This is a genomic window from Saccharomonospora sp. NPDC046836 (assembly GCF_040645195.1).
In the GTDB taxonomy this organism is placed as follows: Bacteria; Actinomycetota; Actinomycetes; order Mycobacteriales; family Pseudonocardiaceae; genus Prauserella_A.
In genome coordinates this window covers 131,950-157,146 of record NZ_JBEYXW010000005.1, presented here as the reverse complement: position 1 = coordinate 157,146, position 25,197 = coordinate 131,950, and the positions used below count along the sequence as shown (strand labels likewise).

Below are 25,197 nucleotides of genomic sequence, written 5' to 3'. Positions count from 1 at the left end.
CTAAAGTGCCCCCAGCAGCTGCGAGACGACGATCAGTCCGCATACCGTGAAGTTGATGACGCGGTGTTCGAGGAACACGGCGATGAACTCGCGAATGGTGGCGCTCGGCCAGAAGTACCACGCCGTGGGCGAACCGACGACCTGCCCGTTGACCTTTGCCTTGCGGGCGAGCAGGGCGGCGCGCAGGACGTGGAAGTTGTTGGTGACGATCACGCACCGGTAGCCGGCCCGGCACTCGCGCATGAGCTCCTTGCTGAACGTCAGGTTCTCCCACGTCGTTCGCGACCGGTCCTCCAGCAGGATCCGGTCGCGGGGCATGCCATTGGCCACCAGGTAGTCGCCCATGGCCTGGGCTTCGGGCACCTCCTCGTCCGGCCCCTGCCCGCCCGAGGTGACGAGCACCGGGTCCCCGCCGCGCGCCCGTTGGGCGTCGAACACGCGACGCCCGCGGTCCAGTCTGCTGGCCAGCAGCGGCGGCGGAACCCGCCTGCCGTCCAGCAATCGAGCGGTGGCTGATCCAGTTGTGGCCACAAGGGGTCTGATCAAACGCATCCCCTACTCGGACAGGTGCGGCCGCCTGCTGGCGACGTGTTGTCGATGGCCGGCGTCAGGCGGTTTTGTGGACCGTGTCCTCGAAGTCCTCGGCCACGAGCACCATGTTGACGGCGATCGCAGCCGTGGCGCCTGCTCCCATTGCGACGGGAACTGTCGCCGCGGGGCTGGTGAGCCCGCCGATCGCGAACCTCCCAGCCCTAGCAATAGGGGCAAGTGCAGAGCGCTCGTGCCCCAGCGTTCGGTCAAACCCGGCACGTCCGGCAGTTCATCGGACATGACGGTGGCGGCGATCGCGGCGCTCGCCTGCAGTTCCTCACCGTGGTTCGTCGTCATGGTGACACGCGTGCCGGAATGGATGCGTGGACGAACTACACGCCGTAGCCCGCGGCTTCGTTGCGGCCTCGCTCGAGAAGTGTCACAGGGGCTCGTCCCGTCGTGGCCGAGCACTCCGTGCATGTGCCCGGCGAACCGGTTGCGTGGCGAAGCAGAGTCGATGACCAGCAAAAGCGCTCAGGTACGAGCTGGAATCCGCGGGAGTTCGAAGTGGACGGTGAGCCCGCCTTCGGGGTTCGGGGCGAGCGTGAGCGTGCCGTCGTGGGCGGCGGCGATCGTGGCGACGATGGCGAGGCCGAGTCCATGACCTGAGCGGCGGGTGAGTGTTCGTCCGCTGCCGCGCACGAACGGCTCCACGAGCGCATCGGCGGTCTCCTGCCCGATGAGCTCACCTGTGTTCGTGACGGTGACGCGTGTACCGGTACCGGTGGTGGAGAGCCCTATCGCGGCGTGGCCTCCGGGCCGGTTGTGCCGGATGGCGTTGCGGACGAGGTTGGAGATGGCTTGCCGGACCAGGACGGGATTGCCGACGGCTGTTGCTTTCCCGGTAACCGCTGCCAGTGTGACTCCGGCACTTTCGGCCTCATCGGCGAGCTCGCCGATAACGGCGTCTGTGATTTCGGGGAGATCTATCGGCTCGTGTGCCAGCGTTCCATTGTAGACATTGGCGAGGTCGAGAAGGGAGTCGATGGTCTCGATGTTGGACCGATTGACTTCGCGTACCCGCTCGGCAAGGGAACGGAGTCCTTCGGCATCGGCGTCGGGGTCGGCCAGTGCGACGTCGATCATGGTCTTGGTCGTTGCTAACGGGGTGCGCAGCTCGTGTGAGGCGTTGGCGGCGAAGCGGCGGTGGGCGGCGAAGGACCGTTCGAGGGAGGCGAGCATGCGGTCGAAGGTGTCTGAGAGATCGCGGATCTCGTCCTTGGGGCCGCCGAGGCCGACTCGGTGGTCCAGGGCCCCAGTGGCCGCGCGGGTGGCGGCATCGTTGATCGCGGCGAGGGGTTTGATGATGCGGCCGGCGACGATCCAGCCGACGGTGCCACCGACGACGGCGAGCACGATGAGAGCGATCACCGAGGCGACCAGGAGGGTGTCGAGGAAGTCGGACACACTCGTGATCTCGACCGCGTCGGACGGCCTGGCGACCCCGCTGGGTGTGCTCGGCGAACCCGGCGCGGACTCCGAGATGTCGACGATGTGGTAGCTGGGGACGTACCGCATGTAGAGGTAGACGATGGCGATGAGCACCGCACCGCATCCGGTGACGAGGCCCGCGTAGCTGAGCGTGAGCCGGGTGCGGATCGTCAGCCGGTGGCGGAGCCTGCGGGAGCGTTCTGCTTGCGAGGTGGGCATGTCAGGTCCCGAACCGGTAGCCGGCTCCCGGGACGGTCTGGATGACCCAGGGTTGGCCGAGTCGTTTGCGAAGGTTGGAGATCGTGACCCGGGTGGTGTTCGTGAACGGGTCGGCGTTGGCGTCCCATGCCTTCTCCAGCAGTGTTTCCGCGCTGAGCACGCCGCCGTCGGCGCTCATGAGGGTCTGCAGCACGGCGAACTCCTTCGGGGTGAGCCGGATCAGGCGGCCGCCGCGGTATACCTCGCGGCGGAACGGGTCCAGTCGCACGCCGTGGGATTCGATCATCGGCGGGCGGGCGGGTTGGGTACGGCGTTCGAGCGCGCGCAGGCGTGCGACGAGTTCGGGGAACTCGAAGGGTTTGGGGAGGTAGTCGTCGGCTCCGAGTTCGAAGCCGGAGACGCGTTCGTCCAGGGTGCGTGCTGCGGTGAGCATCAGCACCCGCACCCGAGGGTAGTCGGCGGCGATCTGTGTGCAGACGTCGTCGCCGTGGATGCCGGGCAGGTCGCGGTCGAGCAGGACGATGTCGTACTCGTTGCAGGCGATCGACTCGAGTGCGCTCACTCCATCGTGGACGATGTCGGCTGCGATCGTCTCGCGGCGTAGGCCGACGCGGATGGCCTCGGCGAGGTAGGGCTCATCCTCGACGATCAGCACGCGCATGGTCGGCCTCCCAGCGGTAGATACGACACGAACCAGGAAACCACACGCGATGTTGGCAAAACTTAACGGAATTCCTGAATGCCCTGAGAACACGGCGGGTGGTCAGCTGATCAGCGTCCGCGGACCGGCCGCGCCCTGATCTCGAAGGAGCACCCTCCATGCTGAAGCAACGGACCTCCAAGCTCACGGCCACCGTGCTGGCGGTCCCCCTGCTGCTGGCCGTACTGAACGCGTGCAGCACGGCGGACGACACGCCGGCCCCTGACAGCAGCCCCGAATCCGGCAACGCCCGGTCGTACGACTCGTTCGATGACTACCAGTTGGCGTTCGCCGAGTGCATGCGTGGGCGCGGCGTTGACATGCCCGATCCGGACAGCGATGGCATGGACTTCGGCACTGGGGGCGACATGGACGCATTCGTCGAGGCGGCCGAGGCATGCCAGGACGAGTTGGGCCAGCCGCCTGCTCCAGAGGGCAGCGGCTCGCCGGTGTCCGATGAGGAGCGACTGGCCGAGTACCTGGAGATCGCCGAGTGCTTCCGCGCGAACGGCATCGATGTCGCCGACCCGCAGCCCGGTGGAGCGCTCGACCTGCCCGACGACATCTCGAGCGAGGTCTTCGAGGAGTGCGCCCCCAACGGGATCACCGGCCCCGCCGGCCCCGGAGGCAACCAGTGACCGCAACCGGCGGGTCGTCCCGTCGCCTCGCAGTCGGTCTGGGTGCCGTTGTCGTCGCGGCAGCCGTAGTGGTCGGTGGAATCTACGCTGCCACGGGCCGCAGCGAGGAGGAGCCCGTGAACACCTTCCAAGGCGTTACGGAACAAGTCGTCCGTGGTGATCTGGCAGAAAACACGACCGCGTCGGGCACGCTTCGGTTCGCCGATTCGCGTACGATCCAGTCCGCTCGCGCAGGCATCATGACCGGTCTGCCGGCACCCGGGACCGTGGTTGCGCTGGGCGATCGTCTTTACGCGATCGACAACGTCCCTGTGTTCCTGCTGCGCGGGAGCATGCCCGCCTGGCGGGACTTCGGCAGCGGGATGAGCGACGGCCCCGACGTGAAGCAGTTGGAGAAGAGTCTGCGCGACCTCGGCCATTTCACTGGCGAGCCCGATGAACGGTTCACCTGGGCCACCGCCCAGGCGATCATGGACTGGCAGCAAGCCGGCGGCCTCGAACGCACCGGCGAGCTGCCGCTCGGCTCGGTCGTCTTCGCCAGCGGCGACCTGCGGATCGGCACCGTCACAGCGGGCATCGGAGATCAGGTAAGCCCCGGCGGAGAACTGTTCCACACCACGGGCACGAAGCAGATCGTGAACGTGGAGCTCAAACTCGCCGACCAGCAGCTCGCCGTCATCGGTACGCCTGTGGTCGTGCGCCTTCCTGGCGGAACCGAGACCACCGGGACGATCACCTCGGTCGGCACGCCGACCGAGACCGACGGGTCGGAAGGGCAGAAACAGACGGTCATCCCGATCGTCATCGCCTTGGACGACCCGGCCGCGGCCGCGGCCTTCCAGGAAGCCTCGGTAACCGTCGACGTCCCCAGCGACCGGCGCGAGGACGTGCTGTCCGTGCCGGTCGGTGCCCTGATCGCGATCACTCCGCAGCGGTTCGGCATCGAGATCGTCGACGCAGACGGGACCACCCGGCAGGTTCCGGTGCAGACCGGGCTCTTTGCCGGTGGCCGGGTGGAGATCTCCGGCGAAGGCGTTAAAGCAGGACAGCGAGTGGTGGTACCGCAGCGATGAACCCGATCATCTCCCTCGAAGACGTCCAACGCTCCTACGGCGACCCGCCCGTCCTCGCCTGTGCCGGCGTCACCCTGCAGATCACGCCCGGCGAGCTGGTGGCGATCGTCGGCCCCAGCGGCTCCGGGAAGTCGACCCTGCTCAACCTGATCGGCTCGCTCGACCGCCCCACGGCAGGCATCGCCCGCATCGACGGCCTGGACGTCAACGACCTGGACGACCGGTCCCTGTCGGCACTGCGAGCGCACCGGATCGGGTTCGTGTTCCAGCAGTTCCACCTTGCTGAGGGCGTCACCGCCGTCGACAACGTCGCAGACGGGCTCCTGTATGTCGGTATCCCGCGCGGTGACCGGCGCCGACGTGCCGTCGCGGCCCTGGAACGCGTCGGGCTGGGGCATCGGCTCGACCACCGACCGAACCAGCTGTCCGGCGGTGAGCGTCAGCGGGTCGCGATCGCCCGGGCGGTCGTCGGCGACCCGCCGCTGCTCCTTGCCGATGAGCCGACCGGGAACCTCGACACCGCGTCGGGGACCGCGATCGTCGACCTCCTGCACGAGCTGAACCGGCAGGGCACGACCGTCGTGGTGATCACCCACGACGTCGGTCTGGCCGCACAGCTCCCTCGGCGGATCGCGATTCGGGACGGCCGCATCGTCGGGGACTCCGTAGGTGAGGAGGCCGTCGCATGACCGCGCCCGCGCGGCTGCTCAGCCGAGACATCCTGCGTCTGGGGACGACCGGGCTCAGTGCACGTCCGACGCGCGCGGTGCTGTCCGCGCTCGGGATCGCGATCGGCATCGCCGCGATGATCGCCGTTGTCGGGGTGTCGTCCTCCAGCCAGGCCCGGTTGAACGATGAGCTGGCCCGGCTCGGCACGAACCTGCTCACCGCGACCGCAGGCACCAGCCTCACGGGGGAACAGACCACGTTGCCACCCGACACGCTGGGAAAAGTAGGGATGATCGACGGTGTCGGAAGCGCCAGCAGCACCGCGGCGCTGGGCGTGCCGGTGTATCGCAGCTCGCTGTCGGACCCGGACGCCACCGGCGGGATCACCACCATGGTCGCCGACCAGAATCTCCTCGGGGTGGTCTACGGCGACGTACGGTCCGGCGTCTGGTTCAACGCCGCGACGGCGCGCTTCCCCACCGTTGTTCTCGGCAGTACCGCGGCCGACCGACTCGGCGTCGTCGCACCCGGCACCCAGATCTGGCTTGGTGGCACCTATTTCACCGTCGTCGGCATCCTCGATCCGGTCGCGCTCGCCCCCGAGCTGGACACTGCCGCCCTCATCGGCGCGACGGCCGCGACCGAGCGTTTCGGGTTCGACGGCAGCCCCACCACCATCTACCAACGACCCGCCGACGACGCCGTGGAACACGTACGTTCCCTGCTCGCCCCGACAATCTCACCGGAAGCGCCGAGCGAGGTCGAGGTCTCCCGCCCTTCGGACGCTCTCGCGGCGAGGAACGCAGCCAACCAGGCGTTCACGGGACTGCTCCTCGGCCTCGGGTCCATCGCCCTGCTCGTCGGCGGGATCGGCGTGGCCAACACGATGATCATCTCTGTCCTGGAACGACGACGTGAGATCGGGCTACGCCGCTCTCTCGGTGCCACCCGACAGCACATCCTCGTGCAGTTCCTCGCCGAGGCCCTCCTGCTGTCGGCGCTCGGCGGGATCTTCGGAAGCGTGTTCGGAACGGTCGCGACCGGCGTCATGGCGCTCGCCAACGACTGGCCGTTCACCCTGCCGCCGATCGCGATCGCCATCGCCGTCACGGCAACCCTCGTGATCGGCGCAGTCGCAGGGCTTTACCCCGCCGTGCGAGCCGCCAGGACACCGCCGACAGCCGCTCTCAGCTCATGACGACCCACCTCACTCGAGCCGGGTCATGCGCCACACGTTGTCCCTCCGTGTGCCGGCCTGTCCGTCTGGAGACGGGCAGGACCGCTCGACGGATTCCAGGGTGTCGACGTGCCAGGCGTCGCCCGATGGATCGAGGATGTCCAGCACCTGGTGAAGGGCCGGGAAGGTCACGTCGGCGTGCTGGTCCGCGCTGTGCCAGGACGGCCATCCCGCGTGCATGACCACCAGCAGAGTTCCGCCCCCCACCACGGCCCCGGCTGCCTGGCGCAGGACATGGTCCTGGTCCAAGGCGACCGGCGACTGCAGGAACTGGGCGTTGACCAGGTCGTACCTGCCCGTTGGGAAGGTCTGGCCCAGGTCGCGCCGCTCCCACCGGACACCTTCGGCGCCTTCGGCTGCGGCGTGAGTGGCCGCGCGGTCCAGGGCGATCTGGGATATGTCCACGCCGGTGACCTGCCACCCGCGAAGGGCGAGCCACACGGCATCGGCGCCTTCCCCGCAGCCCAGATCCAGAGCACGGCCCGGACTCAGGCCCCTGACCTCGCGAACCAACAGGGGGTTGGGCCGGCCGCTCCAGATCCGGTCGCTGTCGCGGTAACGGTCCTCCCAGAACCGTCGCGGATCACTGGTCGGTGTGGCGGACATCGAAGCTCCTCATCAGGGAAGGGTCGAGATACGTGGCCGCGCCACGGTCGGTAGGCAGATCCCGGCCGGGCTTCCCTTCACCATGAACTGGTCAACACCGACTTGACAAACCATCATGCGGAAACCGCAAACTGGCTGCATGGCAGACGAGACCGACACCGTGCTCAAGGCGATCGGACCGCGCCTGCGCGAGCTACGCCGCCGGACCGGAGCGACCCTGACCGCCGTCTCGGCAGCGACCGGAATCCCCGTCAGCACCCTGTCGCGGCTCGAATCCGGGCAACGTAAACCCGGACTGGAACTCCTGCTGCCTCTCGCGCGGACCTACCGCGTACCCCTCGACGAACTGGTCCAGGACCCCACCACCGAGGACCCGCGCATACGGCTACGCCCCATCCGCCGCGGTCCCATGACCATCATCCCGCTGACCCGCAAACCCGGCGGACTTCAGGCGTACAAACAAATCCTCAACGCCGGCATCCAGGCGAGCGAACCCGATCCCCGTTCGCACGAGGGTTACCACTGGCTCTACGTCCTCAACGGAAGGCTCCGCCTCGTGCTCGGCGACCAGGACATCGTTCTCAGCGCTGGAGAAGTCGCCGAGTTCGACACCCGTCTTCCACATTGGTATGGCAATGTCGACGACCGGCCCGTCGAATACCTCAGCATCCTTGGGCCACAGGGCGAACGATTCCACATCAGAGCCCGCTCCCGCACCGCGTAACAGCGGGGCGCTACGTTGCTATATGACGGCCCTTTCCGTCGCCTGCCGGACGGCGCCTGACCGGATCATCGCCTCGATCTCCTCCTCCGTGTACCGAGCGTCACGGAGGACCTCGACGGTGTGCTCGCCGTGCGCGGGCGGTGCCACCGGCACCAGGTCGGGAGCACGCACGAGCGGGTTTCGGGTCATGGGGATGTCGCCGAACTGCGGGTGGGCGGCGTGGATGACGAGGTCGCGGTGACGCACCTGCGGTTCGCGGAACACGTCGTCGAGAGTGTTGATGGGGCCCCATGGCACACCCGCTGCAGTGAGCTCCTGGCCCCATCGGGCACGACTCCTGCTCGCGATCACCTCGGTCAGCAGCGGGCGCAACTCGTCCATGTGGCGAAGACGGCCGGCGTTGGTCGAGAACCGCGGATCGCTCGCGAGCCCGGCGAGGCCGGCGACCACGCAGAAGTGCTCGAACTGAGTGTCGTTGCCGATCGCGAGGATCATGTGCCCGTCGCTTGTGGCGAACACCTCGTACGGTGCGCAATTGGGGTGGGCGTTGCCCGTCCGCCTCGGCGCCTCGCCAGACACGAGGTAGTTGGCGCCTTGATTCGCGTTCAGCGCGACGGCGACGTCGAGAAGCGCCAGATCGATGTGCTGGCCTGCACCGGTTCCTTCTCGCTGGTGGAGAGCCGCGAGCACAGCGCTCGTCGCGTACATGCCGGTCATCAGGTCGACGACGGCTACGCCGGTGCGCATGGGCATCGCGCCCGGTGTCCCGTCCGGCAGCCCGGTGTAGCTCATCAGGCCGCCCAGCCCCTGGAACACGTAGTCGTACCCCGGCTTGGCCGCGTCCGGTCCGTCTTGCCCGAACCCGGTGATCGAGAGGTAGATCAGCCGCTCGTTGACCGCGCGCAGGTCGTCGTAGCCGAGGCCGTGACGAGCCAGCGTTCCGGCACGATAGTTCTCAACGACGATGTCGGCGCTGCGGGCAAGACGGGTCAGCAGCTCCACACCCGCAGGATCCTTGAAGTTCACCGCGATGGAACGCTTGCCGCGGTTGGTGCTGATGTAGTAGGCGGAGAACCCGTCGGACTCGTGAGTGGAGTCCAGGAACGGCGGCCCCCAGCCGCGCGTGTCGTCCCCGCGCAGAGTGCCCTCCACCTTGATGACCTCGGCCCCGAGGTCCGAGAGGTTCTGGGTGCACCACGGGCCGGCCATGATGCGGGACAGGTCCAGGACTCGCACCCCGCCCAGAGCGTTGTGCAGCATCGGTCGTTCTCCCTTCATCCGTTCTGGTGCTCGTCAAAGGTGGTGCGTCCAGCCGCGGCGAGTTCTTCCAGAAGCGGCGCCGGAGTCCACTGCCGCCCGTGCACGCGCTCGAGCCGGCGGATCCTTTCCAGCACCTCAGCAAGGCCGATCTCCTCCGCGTAGTGCATTGGGCCGCCGCGCCACGCAGGGAAGCCGTATCCGTTCACGTACACGACGTCGATATCCGAGGCACGCGCGGCGATACCCTCACCCAGCAGCGCGGCTCCCTCGTTGACGAGCGCGAGCATGCAGCGCTCGACGATCTCGTCGGAGGTGATCTCGCGCTGCTGGATGCCGTGCTCGCCGGCCACCTCGGTCGCCAGCGCGGTGACCGCCGGATCCTCGATCGGGATGCGACTGCCCTCCTGGTACCGGTAGTAGCCCGCGCCGGTCTTCTGGCCGAACCGCCCCGCCTCGCACACCCGGTCGGCGATGTGCGGGTAACGCAGGGTGTGATCCCGGGTCGGCTCGAGGCGCTTCCTCCCCGCCCAGCCGATATCGAGCCCCGTGAGATCGGCGGTGGCAAGCGGGCCCATCGCCATGCCGAACCCGGTTATCGCAGCGTCGATCTGTGCCGGTGTCGCCCCCTCTTCGAGCAGGAACCACGCCTCCCGCCAGTACGGAGTCAGCATCCGGTTGCCGACGAATCCCTCGCCGACCTTCACGACCACGGGGATCTTGCCCAGCTGCTTGGCGAACCGGAGCGAGCGTGCGAGCGTGCGGTCACTGGTGCGGTCGCCGTCGACGACCTCGAGCAGCTTCATGACGTTGGCCGGGCTGAAGAAATGCAGACCGACGACGTCCTCCGGCCGTGACGTGACTGCGGCGATCTTGTCGACGTCGAGCCGGGAGGTGTTGGTCGCCAGGATGGTGTCAGGGCGGCACACGCGATCGAGTGTCTCGAACACGCTCTTCTTCACGTCGAGGTCCTCGAAGACCGCTTCGATCACGAGGTCGGCGGCTGCGACGTCGCCGACCTCCGTCGACCCCGTGATGCTCTCCAGGCGCTTCTCGGCGAGCTCCGGAGTCAGCTTGCCTTTCGAGACGGTGATGTCGTAGTTGCGCCGCATGGTGGCGCGCCCGCGGTCGAGCGCGGCCTGGTCGGCGTCGACGAGGGTGACCGTCAGGCCGGCGTTGGTACAGGCCATCGCGATGCCTGCGCCCATCGTGCCGGCACCGATCACCGCGACGTGCAGGACGTCCGCGTCCTGGCCTGCCTCGGGCACCCGGCTCACGCGCTTCTCGGCGAGGAAGATGTGCCGAAGCCCGCGCGACTCGGATCCGCCCACGAGTTCCTCGAACCGGGCGCGCTCGAATGCCAGCCCTTCGGCCAGCGGCAGGCGCGTCGCGGCCTCGATGCATTCCAGTGCCACACGCTGTGCGGTGGCGTTCCGCGCGCGAGAAGACACTCCTACGCGGAACGCCTCGAAGTCCACCCCCGTGTTGGTCACCGGTGCGTTGTGCGTGTCGCGGCGCTGAGTCCGCGGGGAGAGCGTGCGCGCGAACGTCAGGCCCGCATTGGTCGGATCACCGGTGAACAGCTCGTCGATGACGCCCTCGGCGAGTGCCTCGGCGGCCGACAACTGCCTGCCACCCTGGATCACGGCGATCGCGGTCTCCAGAGTCGCCAGCCTCGGCAGCCGCTGAGTTCCCCCGCCTCCCGGCACGAGGCCCAGTGCCGTCTCCGGCAGGCCGAGCCGGGCCGTTCGCTCCGCGATGCGGTAGTCGCAGCCCAGCGCGAGCTCGAGGCCGCCGCCGAGCGCGTACCCGTGGATGGCGGCGATCACCGGGAAGCTCGACGCCTGGATCTTCTCGATCACGTCACGCAGGAGCGGTCGCGCGGTGGCAGCGGGCGTGTTGAACTCGCGGATGTCCGCACCGCCGCTGAACGCCCTGCCCTCGCCGCGGATGATGGCCGCGACGGCGCCGTCCGCCGCCGCCCGATCCAGCCCCGCGTGCAGGCCTGCGCGAACGGCCGCGCCGATGCCGTTCACCGGGGGCGCGTCGATGGAGATCACTGCGACGTCTCCGCCAAGGGCGTAACCGGTGACGGCGTTGATGCGTTCGGTTTCGCTGATGGCGGTCATGCCTGCGCACCGTCTTTCTGTTCCTGGTGGGCGAGCACGCCCGGGGCGAACTGCAAGGGGGCATCGGTGGCGGCGCGCAGCTCCGCAACCGTGACGTCCGGTGAGATCTCGGTGACGACGAAGCCTTCACCGCCGACGTCGATCGTCGCGAGGTCGGTGTACACGCGTCGCACGACGTGGGCCCCTGTCAGGGGCATCGTGCACGATTCCACGAGGCGGGGGCCGCCGTCACGGGTGAGGTGCCGCATGACGACCCACACGTTCTTCGCTCCGACCACCAGGTCCATCGCGCCGCCGACCGCCGGTATCATTCCCGCTTTGCCGAGCGACCAGTTCGCGATGTCCCCTGCTGCGGAGACCTGGTACGCGCCGAGGATCGAGTAGTCGAGGTGCCCGCCGCGCATCATGGCGAACGAGTCGGCGTGATGGAAGTACGCGGCTCCCTCGCGGACCGCGACGGGTTGCTTGCCGGCGTTGACGACGTCAGGGTCCCCCGGCTCCTCCGGGTCCAGTGCGCGCATGCCGAGGATCCCGTTCTCGCTGTGAATGACGACGGAGTCGTCGTCCCGCCACAGGTCGAGCGCTGTGACCGGCATCCCGATGCCCAGATTGACGTACGACCCGGCAGGCACGTCACGCACCGCCTTGGCGACGATCTGCATGTCGGTCAGCGTCATGTCATCCTTCCTTCCCGGTGGGCTCGATGGTGACGACCCGCGAGACGAAGATCCCTGGGGTGACAACGCATTCCGGGTCGATCCCGCCCGCGGCAACCACCTCGTCCACCTGCACGATCGCTGTCGCGCCGGCCATGCACATGAGCGGACCGAAGTTCCGTCCGGCCTTGCGGTAGGTGACATTGCCGAGGACGTCGGCACGGTGCGCGCCCACGAGCGCAAAGTCCCCGGGCAACGGAGCTTCCAGCACGAAACCGCGGCCGTCGATGATCCGTGTTTCCTTGCCCTCAGTCAGTTCTGTGCCGAATCCTGTCGGAGTGAGGAATCCCCCCAGGCCGGCACCTGCCGCGCGCAGTCGTTCCGCGAGCGTGCCCTGCGGCACGCACTCGTATGCGATCCTCCGCTGCGCATAGGCCTCTTCGAAGGCTTGGTTCTGTGGTCCACGCGCGTAGGACGCGATCAGCTTCTCCACCCGTCCCAGACGGATGAGCTTGCCGAGCCCGCTGTCGCCGGTTCCGCTGTTGTTGCACACCACGGTGAGCCCCCGGGCCCCTTGGCGCACCAGCGCCTCGATGAGCTCGATCGGCTGCCCGGATGTGCCGAATCCGCTGACGAGCACGGTCGCGCCGTCGGGCACGTCCGCGACCGCCTCGTCGACCGAGGCGGAGACCTTGTCGAGTGTTCGTCGTGACATCCGTCCGATCACCGTCCATTCGCGAGGATCGCCGTGGCCTGGCTGGAGAGCACACCGCCATTGCCGTGTACGAGGGCGGTGCGCGCATCGGGGACCTGTCGGGAGCCGCCCTCGCCACGGAGCTGGGTGACCGCTTCCACGACTAGGAATGCGCCGTACATTCCCGGATGGACACACGACAGCCCGCCTCCGTTGGTGTTGAGGGGGAACGAGCCTCCCGGGGCGATGCGTCCTTCCGACACGAAGGACCCGCCCTCCCCCTTCGCGCAGAAGCCGAGGTCCTCGAGAAAGAGGATCGGGGTGATGGTGAACGCGTCATACAGCTCGACCACGTCGATGTCATGGGGGCGAAGCCCCGCCTCGTCGAAGGCGATGCGACCCGAGCGCGCAGCGGAAGTCTCCGTGAGGTCGGGCATGCTCGAAATCTGCCGGTGCGAATGCGCGTGCCCCACCCCGAGGACGTCGACCGGGGCCGGGTGGAGATCACGGGCGGGATCCGCAGCGCTCACCACGAACGCCGCCGCGCCATCCGTCACCAGACACGAATCGAGCACCGTGAGCGGCTCGGAGAGCATGCGCGCGTTCAGCACATCGTCGACCGAGAGTGGATCGCGGCGGAACGCGTCCGGGTTGAGCATCGCCCACCCGCGCGCGGCGACCGCGACTTCGGCCAGCTGCTCCCGCGTCGTGCCGTACTCGTGCATATGCCGGGCCGCAGCCAGCGCGTAGCTGGTCGGCGGGTTGAACGGGCGGTAGGGGTGCTCGTAGAGCTGCGGGTCGAGCTGGGCCCGCATGTTGTTCATCGCGGAGTTGCTGCGCGCGCTGCGCGGCGTCGCGGCGTAACAGATCAGTACGTGCCGGCACAGGCCTGCCGAGATGGCGAGCCGGGCCGTGAGCAGGTCGGCGATGAACGACGACCCGCCGAACATCGTGCTGTCCGAAAAGGTCGGCTGGATGCCCAGATACTCCGCGATCCGGATGACCCACCACGGCGATGTGATGCTGCACGTGATCAGGCCGTCGATGTCCGCCAGCTGAAGTCCGCTGGCGGAGACCGCACGGTGGGACGCCTCGGCGATGATCTCCTGCTCCGATCGCCCGCCGGCGTGGCCGAGCCCGGCGAGCCCGGTACCGAGAATGGAGATGCCCGAGGCGGTCATGCCGACGCCTCCCTCGGAACGAACACGAGAAGCGGATCTCCGCCCTCGCTGACGATGCGCGAGCGCACCGGGCTGCCGATCCGCACCTGCTCCGGTGCGATCTGCTCGATGCGCGTCATCAGGCGGGGCCCCTCGGACAGATCCACCAGCGCGACGTTGTAGGCATCCCCTTCGCGGGGGTGCACGGTGCTCGTGGAGTAGATCGTTCCCTCCCCGCTCGCAAGAACCCAGACGAGGCGCGCAGAGCCGCAGTAGGGGCACACGGCGCGCGGGTAGAAGTGCGACCGCGTGCAGTCCTCGCAGCGCGGAATCTCGAATCGCCCATCCGCGAGCGCCGCGAAGTAGTGCGCGTCCACGCCACCTCGCGCGAAGTCGTATTCCATGTGGGTTACCTTCCGGCGGAGACGCCGGCCGAATTGCCCGCGCTCCTCGATGAGCCCGGTTCCACGTCGTTGTCGAGAGACCGGGATTGGCTCTGTCGACCATAGTTCGGCCCGCTGCCGGTGAACGATCGAGATCTTTCAACACTGTGTTCGAAGAATCCTGATGGTCTGCGCAAACCCGGCGGCATAGGCTCGGGCACCAACGTGGGGGTCGGATGATCCACGGGCCGGGCGAAGCGCTCTGACCGAGATCGCACCACCGGAATCAATGGAGATGAGGTAGGAACCGATGGCTCGAGGCATCGCTATCGAAGACGTGTCCAAGACCTACGACGGGTCGCGCAACGAACCCGTCCTCGCGTTGACACCGACCGATCTCACCCTGCGGCCGGGGGAGTTCTTCAGTCTCGTCGGGCCAAGCGGCTGTGGCAAGAGCACTCTGCTGAACATGGTGGCGGGGCTCCTTCCACCATCCACCGGTGTGATCCGCATCGGCGGGGAGGAGATCACGCAACCGCAACGATCGACCGGCATCGTCTTCCAGAACGCGACCCTGCTGCGCTGGCTCACGGTACGCGAGAACATCCTGCTACCCGCGAAGATCGGCGGGAAGTCGCTTGTGGAGGCTCGCCGGCTCGCGGAGCACTACCTGGATATCGTGGGTCTGTCGGATGCCGCGGACCGGTATCCGGCCGAGCTGTCGGGCGGGATGCAGCAACGCGCTTCGATCGTTCGAGCTCTCGTCTCCGATCCCGAGGTGCTGCTGATGGATGAACCGTTCAGCGCGCTGGACGAGTTCACCCGGGAGACGCTGCAGGACGAGATGCTTCGCTTGTGGACGGAGCGTCCGAAAACGGTCCTGTTCATCACCCACAACATCGCCGAAGCGGCATATCTGTCGGATCGCGTCGGCGTCATGAGCGCCCACCCCGGTCGGCTGGACGCGATCGTGGAGATCCCGCTGGGCCGCCCACGCACTCCCGACATCAGGTCTGAGTCGACGTTCTTCGAGATCGTCGCGGGTATCCGCACTCAGATCGGCCCCCACTCCTGACGCTGCGCACGGATCCCATCGGAGAAGACAACCATGACCTCTGCACCCAGCGACATCGGCGCCGCTGAAGCCGCGGCGATGGACACGCCGCCCGCGCAACCCGCACGGCGCCGCTCCCCTCGCGGCGCTGGCCGAGCCACCGCCCGCGCGATCCTCCTGCCACTTCTGGTACTGATCATCATCCTGGCCGGGTGGTTCGCCGTCACGGCGGCAGGTGCCGTGAGCCCGCTGCTCGTCCCAGCGCCACCGCAGGTGTGGGACGCCTTGGTGCGTGGCGTCTTCGGTGGGCTGTGGTGGGAGCACATCTTCACCACTCTGTATGAGATGGTGGCCGGGTTCTTCCTCGGAGCGATCATCGGCCTTGTCACCGGCGCGTTGTTCGCGTTCGTCGGGACGCTGTACCAGGCGTTCTATCCGTTCGTGATCGCCCTGCAGAGCTTTCCCAAGATCGCGATCGCACCGCTGCTCGTCGTCGCACTCGGCTACGGCCCAGAGCCCAAGATCGTGGTGGCGACGCTGCTGGCGTTCTTCCCCATAATGACGGCGTCGATCGCGGGTTTCACCAACGTGAACCCCGACGAGCACAAGCTGCTGCGGTCATACCGCGCGAGTGTGTGGCAGGAACTGCGCTACCTGCGGATCCCCAACGCAATGTCCTATGTGTTCCCCTCGTTCGACGTCGCGGTCGTCCTGGCCTTGCTCGGCGCCGTCGCCGCAGAGCTCGTCGGCGCGCAGTCCGGCCTGGGCTACCTGCTCATCGAGCGGCAGCAGTTCGGGGACTCGGCGTCCATGTACGCGGTCCTCATTCTGCTTGCCATCCTGGGCGTCTCACTGAGGTCGCTCACCCAAGGACTGCGCAAGGTCCTGCCCCGCAGCATCGTCCCCCGCTGACCTTTCACCACACCACCGATCAAGGAGGATCGCCTAGCATGAATGCCCGCATCAGCCGGCTCACCGGCGGCATTGCCGCTCTCGCGGTCTCGGCACTCGCCCTATCCGCCTGTGCGGGCTCGTCGACATCGGGCGACGGCACCGACGGCGAACCGTTCATCTATAACGTCGGCTCGCCCAACCCCACCGTCGCCATGGCCCCATACAACGCCGTGCCGACCGAAATGGGCTACTGGGCCGATCAGGGGCTCGACGTGGAGACCGTCTACGTCGACGGCAATGCGTTGGGGCTCCAGGCGCTCATCGGCGGGCGCGCCGACATTGCCGTCTCCTCGACGGACGCCGTCTACGCCTTCGCCGCGCAGGCGCCCAACCTGCGTATCGTGGCGCTCACGCCGAAGAACCTGTGGCGGATCGCCGTTCCGGAGTCGTCGCCCGTGCAGAGCGTCGAAGACCTCAAGGGCAAGACGGTCGGCGCCATCTCCCTCACGGGCGGCAGCTACTCGTACGGGCGATCGATCGTCCAATCTGCGGGGCTCGACCCAGAAGCCGATGTGCAGTGGCTGCCGGTCAGCTACGGCACCCAGGCGGCCGAGGCGCTCAACGAGGGGCGAGTCGCCGCTTACTCTTCTTACGACGGGCCGATCGACATCGTGTCCCAGCTCACCGACGAGCCGCTGCGCCCATTGCCTTCGCCTCTCGACGACGTGGCCGGATCGATGGCCTACGTCGTCACTGCCGAGACTCTCGAAGAGCGCCCGGAAGCGATCGAGAAGTTCCTGCGCGGAACATACCAGGGGATGCAGTTCGCTCAGACCAATCCCGCCGCCGCGATCGAGATCTACTGGGGCCAGCACCCCGACCAGACGCCCACGACGGGCACGCACGAAGAGGCCCTGGCGAGCACGATCGAGGCGACCGCCAACTCATGGGCGGCTCGCGCTGTCCCGGGAGACGATGGCATCTGGGGATACCTCACGCCGGAGCGCGTGGCGCAGGCCGCGACCTTCTTCGAGCAACATGGCGTGATCGAAGGCACCGCCGACACCGACACCGTCGTCGACCTCAGTGTCACCCAGAGAGCAAGTGACTTCGACGTCGCCGCGATCGACGAGCAGGCGAGCAAATGGACTGCTGAATGAAAGCACCCACGTCGGCATCGAGCAGCTCAGCTCGGACTCCCTGGCGCGGGTGAAACACAAGACCGTCTGGTTGCCGCTCCGGGCAGCTGATCAAGGGAGTTGACCATGGTTGGTACTTACGTCTACGACGCGGTCCGCACACCGTTCGGGCGTGCCGGGGGCGCACTGTCCGGCGTTCGCCCCGACGACCTCGCCGCTCTCGTGATGCGAACCATCGTCGAGCGGACCGGGCTCGATCCGTCGCGTGTGGACGACGTCATCTTCGGCGACGCCAACCAGGCCGGCGAAGACAACCGCAACGTCGCGCGCTTCGGGGCCCTGATCGCGGGGTTCCCGACGAGCGTCCCGGGCGTCACTGTGAACCGCCTCTGCGGGTCTGCCGTCGAAGCTGTCATTCAGGGCTCGCGCGCGATCGAGGCGGGGGATGCCGACGTGATCCTCACGGGCGGAGTCGAGTCGATGAGCCGCGCCCCTTTCGTGGTCGAGAAGTCGCCGAAGGCGTGGCCTTCGGGCAACCAGACCATGTGGAACACGTCGATCGGCTGGCGGATGACGAACCAGGCGCTACCAAAGGACTGGACCATTTCCAACGGACAGTCCGCCGAGAAGCTCGCCGGCATCTACGGCCTGTCGAGGGCTGCGCAGGACGAGTTCGCCCTGCGCAGCCACAGTCTCGCCGCGCGGGCGTGGGCGGACGGCGTCTACGACGCGGAGATCGTGCAGGTGTCCGGTCACGAGCTCGCCCGCGACGAAGGCATTCGGGACAACACCACTCTCGACAAGCTCGGCGATCTCAGGGCCGTCTTCGCCGAGGGCGGCACCGTCACGGCGGGCAACTCATCGTCCATTAACGACGGCGCGGCCGCAGTACTCCTCGGCGCGGAGGGGGCGCTGGATGTCGAACCCCTCGCCCGCATCACGGGACGGGGCGTGGCGGGGAACGAGCCCGACGTGTTCGGCGTCGCTCCGGTCGAAGCCGCGAACAGAGCGCTCGCCCGGGCCGGCCGCACCTGGGCGGACGTGGACATCGTCGAGCTCAACGAGGCGTTCGCATCGCAGAGCCTCGCGTGCCTCCAGCTGTGGCCGGAGCTCGACCCACAGAAGGTGAACATGCACGGCGGCGCGATCGCAATCGGCCACCCGCTCGGCGCCTCCGGCGGCCGGATCATCGGCCACGCCGCGCATGAGCTGGCCCGGCGCGGACGGGGAGTCGCTGTGGCCGCGATCTGCATCGGCGTTGGCCAGGGACTCGCGGTCGTGCTCGAAAGGTAGAGCAGGTCGCCGCAGCGATTCGATTGCCATTATGAAGGGAAACAAACATGGTGGATTTTGCACTGAGTGAGGAAGAAGAACTCGTACGGAAGTCCGTGCGTGCTTTCCTCGAGAAGGAAGTGCTTCCACTGGAGCCCGAGGTACTGCGCAGAGAGCGCGAGGGTCGGCCGGGGCTGGACGCCAGCGAACTCAGAGACCTGCGAGCCACAGCGCGCAGATCTGGCTTCTGGGGCATCAACACGCCGGAAGAGTACGGCGGAGCGAACCTGGGACCGGTGCTGACCGCGATCATTGAGAGCGAGACCGCGCGTACGTTCGTGCCGTTCTCCTTCGGTGGGAACGCCGACCACCTTCTCTATGGGGCCAACGAGGAGCAGAAGCGGGAGTATCTGATTCCGGCGATCGAGGGCGAACGACGATCCTGCTTTGCCATTACCGAGCCTGGCGCCGGCTCCGATGCCCGCAACATCCGGACGCGCGCCGTCCGGGACGGCTCGGACTGGGTTATCAACGGCGAGAAGATCTTCATCACCGGCGGCAACGAGGCCGACTTCGTCTTGGCCTTCGCCGTCACCGACAAGGAGAAGGGCTCCGACGGCGGGGTGACGTGCTTCATCGTCGACCGAGCCATGGGGTGGGAGTCGACGCCGATTCCCACGATGGGCCAAACGGGCCCGGCCGCACTGTCGTTCGTCGATGTGCGCGTACCTGAATCGAACATCCTCGGCGAAATAGGCGGCGGCTTCGAAATCGCCATGAAATGGATCGGGCGGAACCGCTACATAATCCCCGCCCGAGCGGTCGGGGCTGCGGAGCGGCTTCTCGAGATGGCGATCGAGCACTCGAACAACCGCGTGTCGATGGGACACCCGATTGCCGAATATCAGGCCATCCAGTGGCAGATCGCCGACTCACACGTCGAGATCGAGTCGACGAAGTTGCTGACCTTACGGGCCGCCTGGATGGTCGAGCAAGGATCCGACGCGAGACACGCGTCGTCGATCGCGAAGCTCCACGGCGCAGTCATGGCGAACAACGTCGTCGACCGAGTACTGCAGATCCATGGTGGCATGGGGTACTCGAAGGAGCTGCCCATCGAGCGGTGGTACCGCGAGCTCCGGTTGCTGCGAATCTTCGAGGGGACCGACGAGATTCAGCGGCGCACAATCGCCAGGAACCTGCTGAAGGGACATGTGAGGCTCAACGGATTCGGCGGGTAAGCGCCCTGATCCCCTCACCAGCAAGTCCGTGAAACGTGGTCAACCGAAAAACATCGATCTGTTACAGACCCGACCTGCTTGCCGGGAGATACTCGAGCATTGCCGTCACCAGTTGAGGGTGCTGATCAGCGATATTCCGAAGCTCATGCGGGTCGGCCGTGAGATCGACGAGGATCGGGTGCGGAAGCTGCGGGCTGACAGTGAGCTTGAAGCGTCCGCGGGTGACAGTGCGCCAGCTCTGTAGCTCTGCCCATTCACCACCGCCGTAGTGTCGCCGGAAGAGGTTGATCTCGTGGTCGGTGCGATCCAGGCCGCTCACCACGAAGTCTCGATGGGCTGAGACCTCTTCGGTGAGCACGGGCAGGAGCGATTGAGCCGTCATTCCCGGAAGCGGCTGTGCCACGGCGGCATCGAGGATTGTTGCCGCAACGTCTTCGAGCGTGACCAGCACGTCGAGCTCCTGTCCGTGTCTGCTCACCCCCGGTCCAGCGATAATGAGCGGGATGCGGATGCTGGGGTCGAGCGGAACGCCCTTGCCCCAAACGCCCCTGTCGCCAAGGAGTTCCCCGTGGTCGCTGGTGTAGATGACGAGCGTGTTCTCCAGTTCACCCGAGTTCTGGAGCGCATCGAGTAGGTCACCGACGTGGCGATCGATGTTCTCGATCATCGCCGCGTATCGACGACGAATCGCCTGGTGGTCGCCGTTGAACTCGCCACCTTCGACGGGGAGCGGGAACTCGACGTCTGCCCATCGCGCGAGCATGTCTTCCGTGACGTCCATCGGATCGTGCGGTCCGGCGAAGTTGACGACGAGATGCCACGGCTTCCCCGCAGGCCGTTGGTCAAGCATTCTCATCGCGTTCGCGGCGATCCAGTTGTCGAGGTAGTCGTCCTCGGAGAGTGGACTCACGTCGACGTCGGCATAAGGAGCGTGGCGCCGACGGTCGTAGTCCGTGAGGTGCGGTTCAGCGAACCCGCGATCTGTGAGCCACTTGACGTAGGGCCCGCGGGGTCCCTCACGGCTGGACCAGAGCGAGTCGAACTTCCCTTCGTTGTCGATTCCCGTGCTCAGGCCCCAGTCCTCGAGCGATCGGCTCCCGTCGAGTCCCCAGTCGAGTGTCGCCTTGTGGAGATCGAACTTTCCGACCCCGGCGACGTGATACGCGGCATCATCGCGCAAAGCACGGAAGTAGGTGGGCGCGTCGAGCGGCAGGTCGAATGCGTTGCTCTGAACGAAGCCACTGTCGTAGTCCCGGGCGGTGGCGAGGCAGGCTCTCGCCGGCGCGCAGAGAGGGGACGGCGTCGTGGCGTGGGTGAACGTCACCCCACGCTCCTGCAGTCGACGGAGATTCGGTGTGCGGACCGGTAGTCCAGGTGTGGCGCCCTCTATCCAGTCGAAGCGGTGTTGATCGGCAATGAGCAAAAGGACGTTAGGTTTTGCGGTCACGATGTTTGCTCCGTAAGGGGTCAGGCTCGCAGCGCAGCGATTGTGCCGCACGGTCAGGGTGACATCGATCGCGAGCAGCGTCGCCGCCGAAGCCTTGCCCCTTCGTCCGGGTTTGTCACGCCTTGCGGGCGCCTGACTCGCGCTTGCTCCAATACTGAAGGTGGTTTAGTATCTAGTCAACCCTGCGGTATGTCACCGCGGTTCATCCTGTCCAACGAAGTACAAGGAAGCCCGGTCATGGGAGCCATTCGCTCAAGCATGTCCGTGGCGAAGGAGCGTTGATGACGACGTTCATCCTGCGCCGCGTGATTGCCACGGTCACGCTCTTGCTAGCCGTGACATTCATCGCCTACCTGCTCCTCTACCCTGCAGCCGGCAACATTGCCGCGAACATCCTCGGCGAGAACGCCACTCAAGAACAGATCGCGCTGAAGACCGAGCAGTTGGGGCTCGATCGACCGCTGCTTGTTCAGTACGGCGACTGGCTGCTGAACGCGTTCCGAGGCGATCTCGGCCGGTCGTACTTCACGAGTCAACCGGTTTGGGACACCCTTGCCGCACGCCTACCGGTAACGCTGTCCCTCGTCGTGCTCGTGATGCTCCTGACGGGCGTGCTCGCCTTCACGCTCGGCACGTACGCAGCAATACGCCGTGGCTGGGTGGACCGCACCTTCCAGGTCCTCGCGACGCTGGGCGACGCACTACCGCACTTCATCGTCGCGCTGTTCCTCGTGACCGTGTTCGCCCTGCAGTTGGGCTGGTTCCCGGCCACGGGATACACACCCCTCGAGATCTCACCATCGAAGTGGCTGCTCTGCCTCACGCTCCCGGTCGTCGCACTGACCGTGGGTGGTGTCGCCGGAGTCGCCCAGCAGGTTCGCTCGGCCACCATCGGTGTCCTGCGTAACGACTACATCCGAACCTTGCGTAGCCGTGGCCTGTCGGAGCGGCGCATCGTCCTGACGTCGGTGCTCCGCAATGCGTCGACGAACGGCCTGACTTCCCTCGCCGTCCAGATCGTCGGCATCCTCGGCGGCGCCGTCGTGATCGAGCAGGTCTTCGCGCTACCCGGCCTCGGTTCGCTCGCCGTGGAGGCGACGAGCCGCACGGACCTCCCCCTCGTCGTCGGCGTCGTGCTCGCCGCCGTGCTCCTCGTCGTCGTCGCGAACCTGCTCGTCGACATCGCCGTCGCCTGGCTGAACCCGAAGGTGCGTCTCTCATGAACCCCCAGATCCCTACTGGCGTCGTGACAGGTCTTGGCCAACTCCGGACCGGCAGGTTCGCCTCCGGGACCCTCCGACGATTCCTCCGCAATCCCCTCGGCCTCCTGTCGGCGATCGCGTTGCTCATCGTCGTCGCGCTTGCGGTCTGCGCACCGTGGCTCGGCGTACCCGACCCCAATGCGGTCAGCCTCCGCGCCGCGATGCAGGGACCGAGCGCCGAGCACTGGCTCGGCACCGACAGCTCCGGTCGCGACACGTTTAGCCGCCTGCTCTGGGGCAGCCGCGTGAACTTGCTTGGTGCCACGCTCGCCGTCGCCGTCGCCTTCGCGGTCGGCGTCACGAGCGGGCTCATCGCGGGCTACTGCGGCGGTTGGTTCGACAACGTCGCAAATTGGGTCAACAACCTCAACTTGGCACTGCCCGGAATCGTCGTCGTGCTCGCCGTCCGCTCCGTGGCGGGGCCCTCCGTCTGGATTGCAATGGCGGTCTTCGGCGTGCTCCTCGCCCCCGGCTTCTTCCGAATCGTCCGAGGCGCCGTGATGGCGGTGCGCGGCGAGCTCTACATCGACGCCGCGCGGGTCTCGGGCCTCAGCGACGCGCGCATCATCGGCCGGCACGTCCTCACCGTCGTCCGCGCGCCCGTCATCATCCAGTCAGCTCGCCTGGCGTCGATCGCAATCGGCGTGCAGGCCGGCTTGGAGTTCCTCGGCGTCTCCGACGCCTCGGTTCCCTCGTGGGGTGCAATGCTGAACGAGGGCTTCCGCAAGATCGCGCTCGACCCGAGCCTCATCCTCTGGCCGTGCCTCGTGATCGGCATCGTGTCGACGGCGCTCGTCCTGCTCGGCAATGCACTGCGCGACGCGCTCGAGGATCGGACACCACCCGCTGCCGTTCAGCCCGACTCGGAGCCGAGCACGGGCGTCAAGCAGACGATCATCCAGCCCGATGGCGCCGCGGACCGGGAAGACGAGCACAAGAACGGTCCCCGCTCGTTGCTTGAGGTCGAGGGCCTCAGGGTCGCCTACGGCGAGGGCGCCGGGCGAGCCGTGGTCGTGCGGGGAGTCGACCTCCATGTCTCGGCAGGGAAAGTGCTCGGTCTTGTCGGCGAGTCGGGGTCGGGGAAATCGCAGACAGCGTTCGCCATCCTGGGACTGCTGTCTGACGGCGGCCGCGTCACGGGCGGCTCGATCGTGTTCGACGGCATGCAGCTCGTCGGGATGGAATCGTCCACCCACCGGGCCCTGCTCGGCACGCAGATCGCCTATGTCCCGCAAGAGCCGATGAGCAACCTCGACCCGGCATTCCGGATTGGCGCTCAGCTCACAGCGCCGATGCGCACCCGGCTGAAGCTGTCGAAGCGGGAGGCCACGGAGAAAGCTCTGCGACTGCTCGCTCGCGTCGGCATCCCCGACCCTCAGAAGACCTTCGACTCATATCCGCACGAGCTCTCGGGCGGCATGGCACAGCGCGTGCTCATCGCCGGCGCGATCTCGTGCAACCCGCGTCTCCTGATCGCCGACGAGCCGACAACGGCCCTCGATGTGACGGTGCAGGCGGACGTGCTCGACCTTCTGCGCGAACTTCAGCAGGAGACCGGGATGGCCGTGATCCTTGTAACGCACAACTTCGGCGTCGTCGCCGACCTCTGCGACCACGTGGCGGTGATGCAGACGGGCCGGATCATCGAGGCCGGACAAGTGGAGCAGATCTTCGCCGCGCCGCAGCATCCGTACACCAGGAAGCTGCTCGAGTCGATCCTCGACGACGTCGCCCCCCGCCCGTATCCCTTCGCAGACGAAGAGAATCCGGGCGGCGATGCGAGCCCTGGCACGTCGGCTGCCAACACCCGAGGAGGATCACGATGACCGCCCCGCTGCTGACCGTCGATCGGCTCGCGGTCGACTATTCCGGCAAGGGGCGCCGGGTCTTCCGCGCTCTCGAGGACGTCTCGTTCTCCGTGAGGCCGGGTGAGACCGTCGGTCTTGTCGGGGAATCGGGGTCGGGCAAGACGACGATTGGGCGGGCGATCCTCGGGCTCGTACCGGCCGCGGAGGGCAGGATCGCGTTCGACGGCCGCGATATCACCCATACGCGCCGTCGAGACCGTCGCGCCCTGAGTAAGGACATCCAGGTCGTCTTCCAGGATCCGTACACGTCGCTCAACCCGTCGATGACCGTCGAAGCCATCCTCTCGGAGCCACTCGTGGTCACCGGGTGGACGCGCCGGGACGCCGTCGCGCGCGTGGGTGAGCTGCTCGATCGGGTGCATCTGCCCGCGGATGCGCGCAATCGCCTGCCGAGGGAGTTCTCGGGCGGCCAGCGCCAGCGCATCGCGATCGCGCGCGCAATGGCGCTGAAGCCTCGCCTGATCGTCTGCGACGAGCCCGTTTCCGCCCTTGACCTGACCACCCAGGCGCACATCCTCGACCTCTTCACGGAGATTCAAGAGAGCACCGGGGTCGCCTATCTCTTCGTCACCCACGACCTCAGCGTCGTACGGGCTGTGAGCCACAGCGTGGTCGTGCTCTACCGCGGCCGAATCGTTGAATCCGGGCGCGCGGACCGCGTCACGTCGACCCCATCTCATGGTTACACGCAGCGATTGTTCATGTCCGCTCCCGTTGCGGACCCCGTGAGACAACGGGAGCGGCGGAACGAGCGACGACACCTGGCCAGACAGGAGGAGGTGGCGTGAGAACGCATGCCATCACATCGGTTCCGAAATCTGTGGAGGATGGGGTCGCCTACCGTGATCTGAAC

General features: G+C 67.1%; 24 protein-coding genes. 13 read left to right on the top strand and 11 right to left on the bottom strand.

The genetic code is table 11. The features are described 5' to 3' along the window. From ABZ863_RS09065 to ABZ863_RS09055, 3 genes are all read right to left on the bottom strand, one after another. Positions 1–531, bottom strand: a complete 531-nt coding sequence (locus ABZ863_RS09065) for a YdcF family protein (RefSeq protein WP_358532760.1) — start codon at positions 529–531, stop codon at positions 1–3. A gap of 534 nt (positions 532–1,065) precedes the next feature. Then, the gene (locus ABZ863_RS09060) at positions 1,066–2,241 is read right to left on the bottom strand and encodes a HAMP domain-containing sensor histidine kinase (protein WP_358532757.1); all 1,176 of its coding nucleotides are present in this window, start codon (positions 2,239–2,241) and stop codon (positions 1,066–1,068) included. Between the two features lies 1 nt (position 2,242). Further along, positions 2,243–2,902 carry a response regulator transcription factor gene (locus ABZ863_RS09055; protein WP_358532755.1) on the bottom strand — a complete coding sequence of 220 codons (660 nt, stop codon included), beginning with the start codon at positions 2,900–2,902 and terminating at the stop codon, positions 2,243–2,245. A 158-nt stretch (positions 2,903–3,060) separates the two neighbouring features. Here ABZ863_RS09055 and ABZ863_RS09050 point away from each other — a divergent pair, with 158 nt between their 5' ends. The 4 genes from ABZ863_RS09050 (at position 3,061) to ABZ863_RS09035 (ending at position 6,519) form a co-directional block, all read left to right on the top strand. Beyond that, the gene (locus ABZ863_RS09050) at positions 3,061–3,579 is read left to right on the top strand and encodes a hypothetical protein (protein ID WP_358532753.1); all 519 of its coding nucleotides are present in this window, start codon (positions 3,061–3,063) and stop codon (positions 3,577–3,579) included. 116 nt (positions 3,580–3,695) lie between these two features. Continuing rightward, on the top strand, positions 3,696–4,652 hold the full coding sequence (locus tag ABZ863_RS09045; RefSeq protein ID WP_358532750.1) for a peptidoglycan-binding domain-containing protein: 957 nt from the start codon (positions 3,696–3,698) through the stop codon (positions 4,650–4,652). After that, complete coding sequence (locus ABZ863_RS09040; protein WP_358532747.1) at positions 4,649–5,341, top strand: ABC transporter ATP-binding protein; 693 nt, start codon at positions 4,649–4,651, stop codon at positions 5,339–5,341. The genes ABZ863_RS09045 and ABZ863_RS09040 overlap by 4 nt, the downstream gene beginning before the upstream one ends. Beyond that, a complete protein-coding gene (locus tag ABZ863_RS09035) occupies positions 5,338–6,519 on the top strand; it encodes an ABC transporter permease (protein WP_358532744.1) in 1,182 nt (393 codons plus the stop codon). Before ABZ863_RS09040 ends, ABZ863_RS09035 begins: the two co-directional genes overlap by 4 nt. Before the next feature lie 9 nt (positions 6,520–6,528). Here the strand turns inward: ABZ863_RS09035 and ABZ863_RS09030 are convergent, their stop codons facing one another. Further along, complete coding sequence (locus tag ABZ863_RS09030) at positions 6,529–7,164, bottom strand: class I SAM-dependent methyltransferase (protein WP_358532741.1); 636 nt, start codon at positions 7,162–7,164, stop codon at positions 6,529–6,531. Between the two features lie 139 nt (positions 7,165–7,303). Between ABZ863_RS09030 and ABZ863_RS09025 the strand changes: the two genes are divergently transcribed. Then, on the top strand, positions 7,304–7,888 hold the full coding sequence (locus ABZ863_RS09025) for an XRE family transcriptional regulator (protein WP_358532739.1): 585 nt from the start codon (positions 7,304–7,306) through the stop codon (positions 7,886–7,888). 18 nt (positions 7,889–7,906) lie between these two features. Here ABZ863_RS09025 and ABZ863_RS09020 read toward each other — a convergent pair whose 3' ends face one another. The 6 genes from ABZ863_RS09020 to ABZ863_RS08995 are packed head-to-tail and all read right to left on the bottom strand — an operon-like array spanning position 7,907 to position 14,188. After that, positions 7,907–9,148 (bottom strand): CaiB/BaiF CoA-transferase family protein, encoded by a 1,242-nt coding sequence (locus tag ABZ863_RS09020; protein ID WP_358532736.1) that lies wholly within the window; start codon positions 9,146–9,148, stop codon positions 7,907–7,909. Between the two features lie 14 nt (positions 9,149–9,162). Beyond that, the gene (locus ABZ863_RS09015; protein WP_358532733.1) at positions 9,163–11,274 is read right to left on the bottom strand and encodes a 3-hydroxyacyl-CoA dehydrogenase NAD-binding domain-containing protein; all 2,112 of its coding nucleotides are present in this window, start codon (positions 11,272–11,274) and stop codon (positions 9,163–9,165) included. Then, entirely contained in the window at positions 11,271–11,951 is a 681-nt protein-coding gene (locus ABZ863_RS09010) for a 3-oxoacid CoA-transferase subunit B (protein WP_358532730.1), read from the bottom strand. The genes ABZ863_RS09015 and ABZ863_RS09010 overlap by 4 nt, the downstream gene beginning before the upstream one ends. A gap of 1 nt (position 11,952) precedes the next feature. Next, positions 11,953–12,645, bottom strand: coding sequence for a 3-oxoacid CoA-transferase subunit A (locus ABZ863_RS09005; RefSeq protein WP_358532727.1), 693 nt, complete (start codon positions 12,643–12,645; stop codon positions 11,953–11,955). Between the two features lie 8 nt (positions 12,646–12,653). Beyond that, complete coding sequence (locus ABZ863_RS09000) at positions 12,654–13,805, bottom strand: acetyl-CoA acetyltransferase (protein WP_358532724.1); 1,152 nt, start codon at positions 13,803–13,805, stop codon at positions 12,654–12,656. Then, complete coding sequence (locus tag ABZ863_RS08995) at positions 13,802–14,188, bottom strand: OB-fold domain-containing protein (protein ID WP_358532721.1); 387 nt, start codon at positions 14,186–14,188, stop codon at positions 13,802–13,804. Before ABZ863_RS08995 ends, ABZ863_RS09000 begins: the two co-directional genes overlap by 4 nt. A gap of 289 nt (positions 14,189–14,477) precedes the next feature. Here ABZ863_RS08995 and ABZ863_RS08990 point away from each other — a divergent pair, with 289 nt between their 5' ends. The 5 genes from ABZ863_RS08990 (at position 14,478) to ABZ863_RS08970 (ending at position 19,767) form a co-directional block, all read left to right on the top strand. Beyond that, positions 14,478–15,242 (top strand): ABC transporter ATP-binding protein, encoded by a 765-nt coding sequence (locus ABZ863_RS08990; RefSeq protein ID WP_358532718.1) that lies wholly within the window; start codon positions 14,478–14,480, stop codon positions 15,240–15,242. A gap of 33 nt (positions 15,243–15,275) precedes the next feature. After that, positions 15,276–16,133 (top strand): ABC transporter permease, encoded by an 858-nt coding sequence (locus tag ABZ863_RS08985; RefSeq protein WP_358532715.1) that lies wholly within the window; start codon positions 15,276–15,278, stop codon positions 16,131–16,133. 38 nt (positions 16,134–16,171) lie between these two features. Continuing rightward, a complete protein-coding gene (locus ABZ863_RS08980; protein WP_358532712.1) occupies positions 16,172–17,275 on the top strand; it encodes an ABC transporter substrate-binding protein in 1,104 nt (367 codons plus the stop codon). A gap of 105 nt (positions 17,276–17,380) precedes the next feature. After that, positions 17,381–18,547 (top strand): thiolase family protein, encoded by a 1,167-nt coding sequence (locus tag ABZ863_RS08975; RefSeq protein WP_358532710.1) that lies wholly within the window; start codon positions 17,381–17,383, stop codon positions 18,545–18,547. Positions 18,548–18,597: 50 nt separating this feature from the next. Beyond that, complete coding sequence (locus ABZ863_RS08970) at positions 18,598–19,767, top strand: acyl-CoA dehydrogenase family protein (protein WP_358533163.1); 1,170 nt, start codon at positions 18,598–18,600, stop codon at positions 19,765–19,767. A 61-nt stretch (positions 19,768–19,828) separates the two neighbouring features. On the opposite strand, the gene ABZ863_RS08965 is transcribed toward ABZ863_RS08970, so the two are convergent. Further along, positions 19,829–21,214 (bottom strand): sulfatase-like hydrolase/transferase, encoded by a 1,386-nt coding sequence (locus tag ABZ863_RS08965; protein ID WP_358532707.1) that lies wholly within the window; start codon positions 21,212–21,214, stop codon positions 19,829–19,831. A 281-nt stretch (positions 21,215–21,495) separates the two neighbouring features. Here ABZ863_RS08965 and ABZ863_RS08960 point away from each other — a divergent pair, with 281 nt between their 5' ends. From ABZ863_RS08960 to ABZ863_RS08950, 3 genes are read left to right on the top strand one after another with little or no spacing between them, the layout of a single operon-like run. Next, entirely contained in the window at positions 21,496–22,437 is a 942-nt protein-coding gene (locus ABZ863_RS08960; protein WP_358532704.1) for an ABC transporter permease, read from the top strand. Then, positions 22,434–24,302, top strand: coding sequence for a dipeptide/oligopeptide/nickel ABC transporter permease/ATP-binding protein (locus tag ABZ863_RS08955; RefSeq protein WP_358532701.1), 1,869 nt, complete (start codon positions 22,434–22,436; stop codon positions 24,300–24,302). The genes ABZ863_RS08960 and ABZ863_RS08955 overlap by 4 nt, the downstream gene beginning before the upstream one ends. Beyond that, positions 24,299–25,132, top strand: a complete 834-nt coding sequence (locus ABZ863_RS08950) for an ATP-binding cassette domain-containing protein (RefSeq protein ID WP_358532698.1) — start codon at positions 24,299–24,301, stop codon at positions 25,130–25,132. The genes ABZ863_RS08955 and ABZ863_RS08950 overlap by 4 nt, the downstream gene beginning before the upstream one ends. Positions 25,133–25,197 lie beyond the last annotated feature (65 nt).

Excerpts from the sequence above, each read along its gene's own strand:
- ABZ863_RS08955 (WP_358532701.1), top strand. The coding sequence starts at position 22,434 with ATGAACCCCCAGATCCCTACTGGCGTCGTGACAGGTCTTGGCCAACTC.
- ABZ863_RS09060 (WP_358532757.1), bottom strand. The coding sequence starts at position 2,241 with ATGCCCACCTCGCAAGCAGAACGCTCCCGCAGGCTCCGCCACCGGCTG.
- ABZ863_RS08985 (WP_358532715.1), top strand. The coding sequence starts at position 15,276 with ATGACCTCTGCACCCAGCGACATCGGCGCCGCTGAAGCCGCGGCGATG.
- ABZ863_RS08950 (WP_358532698.1), top strand. The coding sequence starts at position 24,299 with ATGACCGCCCCGCTGCTGACCGTCGATCGGCTCGCGGTCGACTATTCC.
- ABZ863_RS09020 (WP_358532736.1), bottom strand. The coding sequence starts at position 9,148 with ATGCTGCACAACGCTCTGGGCGGGGTGCGAGTCCTGGACCTGTCCCGC.
- ABZ863_RS08980 (WP_358532712.1), top strand. The coding sequence starts at position 16,172 with ATGAATGCCCGCATCAGCCGGCTCACCGGCGGCATTGCCGCTCTCGCG.
- ABZ863_RS09030 (WP_358532741.1), bottom strand. The coding sequence starts at position 7,164 with ATGTCCGCCACACCGACCAGTGATCCGCGACGGTTCTGGGAGGACCGT.
- ABZ863_RS09035 (WP_358532744.1), top strand. The coding sequence starts at position 5,338 with ATGACCGCGCCCGCGCGGCTGCTCAGCCGAGACATCCTGCGTCTGGGG.
- ABZ863_RS09015 (WP_358532733.1), bottom strand. The coding sequence starts at position 11,274 with ATGACCGCCATCAGCGAAACCGAACGCATCAACGCCGTCACCGGTTAC.
- ABZ863_RS09000 (WP_358532724.1), bottom strand. The coding sequence starts at position 13,805 with ATGACCGCCTCGGGCATCTCCATTCTCGGTACCGGGCTCGCCGGGCTC.
- ABZ863_RS09050 (WP_358532753.1), top strand. The coding sequence starts at position 3,061 with ATGCTGAAGCAACGGACCTCCAAGCTCACGGCCACCGTGCTGGCGGTC.
- ABZ863_RS08990 (WP_358532718.1), top strand. The coding sequence starts at position 14,478 with ATGGCTCGAGGCATCGCTATCGAAGACGTGTCCAAGACCTACGACGGG.
- ABZ863_RS09040 (WP_358532747.1), top strand. The coding sequence starts at position 4,649 with ATGAACCCGATCATCTCCCTCGAAGACGTCCAACGCTCCTACGGCGAC.
- ABZ863_RS08975 (WP_358532710.1), top strand. The coding sequence starts at position 17,381 with ATGGTTGGTACTTACGTCTACGACGCGGTCCGCACACCGTTCGGGCGT.
- ABZ863_RS09055 (WP_358532755.1), bottom strand. The coding sequence starts at position 2,902 with ATGCGCGTGCTGATCGTCGAGGATGAGCCCTACCTCGCCGAGGCCATC.
- ABZ863_RS09010 (WP_358532730.1), bottom strand. The coding sequence starts at position 11,951 with ATGACGCTGACCGACATGCAGATCGTCGCCAAGGCGGTGCGTGACGTG.
- ABZ863_RS08960 (WP_358532704.1), top strand. The coding sequence starts at position 21,496 with ATGACGACGTTCATCCTGCGCCGCGTGATTGCCACGGTCACGCTCTTG.
- ABZ863_RS09025 (WP_358532739.1), top strand. The coding sequence starts at position 7,304 with ATGGCAGACGAGACCGACACCGTGCTCAAGGCGATCGGACCGCGCCTG.
- ABZ863_RS08995 (WP_358532721.1), bottom strand. The coding sequence starts at position 14,188 with ATGGAATACGACTTCGCGCGAGGTGGCGTGGACGCGCACTACTTCGCG.
- ABZ863_RS09005 (WP_358532727.1), bottom strand. The coding sequence starts at position 12,645 with ATGTCACGACGAACACTCGACAAGGTCTCCGCCTCGGTCGACGAGGCG.